Genomic DNA, 2,805 nt, shown 5'->3' with positions numbered 1-2,805 from the left:
GGCGTTTACCCAATTTGCAAAATCACCTGTATTGCCATCTCCGGCGGTGGTGACGACCAGGCGGACCTCACGTTGGCGTTCGGACAGTTCCACATCAAAACACCAGGTGCGGAGGGTATCCCTGCAGAGTTTGGGACTTTTCCCCAATAGCTCCGGAGATTCACCCATCTCTTTCACATCGTCGTAGACTTCAAAAACAACGCTGGAATAGGGATTATTAAGACAGCTTTGCTTGGCGCACTCATAAACTTCCCTTTTTCCGTTAACCGGACAATGATCATCCAAAGGATCAGGCGATGCAGACCAACCTGCTGGGGATTTTTCAAAAATGAAACCTCTTGGCTACAGCTCATGGGCGCCATTTTTAAGAAAGTAAATGAAGAATGGGAATCTGTCGATAAGGCGTACTTTAAAACAGGAGCCTGACTAAAGCACTAATTTGGGTTTACAAAAAAGATATTGTTCTATCATTCATCTCACATAACACCGATTTTTCCATGATTTACCACTACCATAAAATAGGCCTTGGTCGCCCCGGAAAGGTGCGAATGCAGTCCTTGTCAAAATACATTCCGACTGCCAATTTCTCCACCCGCCCAATATGATCCAACAGCCAATCGTTTGATGCATCCACTGCAACTATTTGGTCTCTGGCATCACGCACCACTACAAGATATCCATAATACTTTTCACCACGGGGCTCACCACTCACATCAAACGAGGTCAATATTTCTTCACGCTCGCTCAAGAACTCATAGGATCTCTTGTTTTCCTTTGTAAGCGAAAAAGACACCTGCTGCCGGTCGAGAAGAACGTACTTTTTTTCAGGACGAGTACGTTGCTGCCCAACGGCATAAATTTGCGCCCGAAGTTCATGATTATAATCCCCTGCACTGGTCTGCTTGATCCGCACTCCGAAGCGTGCGCGAGTCACCGGAGGACGAGGCCATGTTCCATAATATCCTTCCGTAAATGTCTGTTCCTGCATCTTGCGGGTAAAATTAAGATCCAACACCGGCGGATTAAGAAGTTCCACAAACTCGCGGTCTCCTGCGGAAAGCTGTTGCAGAGGAACCTTCGAGGTCTTTCCCCCGGCGGTCTTGAAAACGACGTTACCCCCTACCATAGCGATATACTCAGCCTCAAAACTCTTTCCGGTTACTAGGTTCCAAATCCGCATTACAGATTCCGGATCTGTATCCGGTAGCGCCTCTGCTTCAACTTCATCCGGCCTGGATGCCCCACTTGACCGCGAAGCATAGTCATTGAACACCGGGCCATTGGTTAGACAAACATCCCCTTGCGGCAGCTCTTTGTATATTACATCGCACAGATTGTGTGGCAGCTCCGCTGTTTTAAACGCAGGAAGAATCGGTGAGGGCTGTCCGCTGCGTTCATATTCCATCCCCTCTTCCTGAACCCCCAAAAGAAAGCAGGCCTGACCGCCGTTATCACCAATGAGGATCTCGATCTCTTTCGGCTCCCCGGCCTCCAGCTCAATCCAATCGCCCACAACGGCCTTGTTGTTTCCCCAGTAGTATTTATCAGAATCCATCGAACTCGACTCCCAGATTCCATTCATGACATAGTCTCGCATGCTGGCATGCGGCCAATAGGCTCCCATCACGACGGTTCCATCCACTCGTACAACAATAAATTCATCGCCAATCCCCCAGAAACGAAACTTGATGGAGTCCTTGTTAACCAGCTGTCCCTTGTAGTGCACCATCCATAGAGCCCCCACCGCATCGTCATCTCCAAATGCTTCGGGCGCAATGCCGGAAAGCGTTACAGGCACAACCAGCGTTGTGGCATACAGTTTTTGCGGAGCTCGGTAATAACGGGAAAATGTAGAGGTTTTCCATCCACTCAGGAAAAACTTACGGATCAGCTGTCGCCATTCGTCCCCGCCCGTATCTACCGGAATAGGTCGTCCCCTACGATCGCGCTTAACATCATAGAACGTCCCTTCAAGATCGTTGCCAATACTCGATTTGCTGCCAAGCAATGTTAGCTCGCCCAAATCCGGCATAATTTCAAAGTTGCCAATCCCTCCTGCCAAGCCGTCGGCCATGCCGCTCATTTCCGGCAACTGGATATCGGGCATCTTGGCTCGTTTGACCTTGGTGACAATCCGCGTCGTTGGTTTCGGCTTGGCGCTCTTCTTAACCTTTACCTTCGGCTTCTTGAGCTTCATCTTCGGGCGGTCGAGCGGCTTGGGCGGGACAAATTTTTTCTCTTCCTTCTGATGCACCGTGAAAACCACCAGTATCCCTGCTAACAGGAATGCACCGGCATGAACCGCCAGGCTAATGACCAAGCCACTCGGCGCTCCTTTAACCACTCCTTTTGTTTTTCTGTCCATTTTATTCTCCTTTAGATCCAACACCGACATATCAATGGGTAATCAACATTGATTTCCCTCCCTACATCGGAGCGGAGTTCACCGCCAACCAGAATACTTAGTGAATTTGGTTTACATTTTCATAGATGCGGCGGCTAAACATTGAGATTACTTGCCACGAGAGAGCACAAAGAAAACAAAGCATATACAGTCGCTGTTTTGGTTTTTTGTGAACTTTGCGCTCTTTTGCGACTTTCCCATTGGAGAGCAGCGCTTGTTGAACCGGCTTTTAACCGGAACATTTTTGCACGATCATTTGCTGAATCCGGCGTTTACCCAATTTGCAAAATCACCTGTATTGCCATCTCCGGCGGTGGTGACGACCAGGCGGACCTCACGTTGGCGTTCGGACAGTTCCACATCAAAACACCAGGTGCGGAGGGTATCCCTGCAGAGTTTGG

The 2,805-nt window shown here is 49.2% G+C and carries 3 protein-coding genes; all 3 read right to left on the bottom strand.

Features of this window, described 5'->3' with window-relative positions:
- A partial coding sequence (locus P9H32_RS04205; RefSeq protein ID WP_322607623.1) for an NPCBM/NEW2 domain-containing protein occupies positions 1–285 on the bottom strand: 285 nt, incomplete at its 3' end.
- 223 nt (positions 286–508) lie between these two features.
- Positions 509–2,365: an SHD1 domain-containing protein gene (locus P9H32_RS04200; RefSeq protein WP_322607622.1), complete on the bottom strand. Its 1,857-nt coding sequence runs from the start codon at positions 2,363–2,365 to the stop codon at positions 509–511.
- A 291-nt stretch (positions 2,366–2,656) separates the two neighbouring features.
- Positions 2,657–2,764, bottom strand: coding sequence for an NPCBM/NEW2 domain-containing protein (locus tag P9H32_RS18155; protein WP_431311693.1), 108 nt, complete (start codon positions 2,762–2,764; stop codon positions 2,657–2,659).
- Between the last annotated feature and the right edge of the window lie 41 nt (positions 2,765–2,805).

The sequence above is a fragment of the Pontiella agarivorans genome, assembly GCF_034531395.1.
Lineage (GTDB): Bacteria > Verrucomicrobiota > Kiritimatiellia > Kiritimatiellales > Pontiellaceae > Pontiella > Pontiella agarivorans.
The sequence above is the reverse complement of the archived record's forward strand: the minus strand, read 5'-3'. Positions and strand labels throughout refer to the sequence as shown.

Bases quoted from the DNA above. Each gene is read 5' to 3' on its own strand.
- P9H32_RS04200 (WP_322607622.1), bottom strand. From the start codon at position 2,365: ATGGACAGAAAAACAAAAGGAGTGGTTAAAGGAGCGCCGAGTGGCTTG.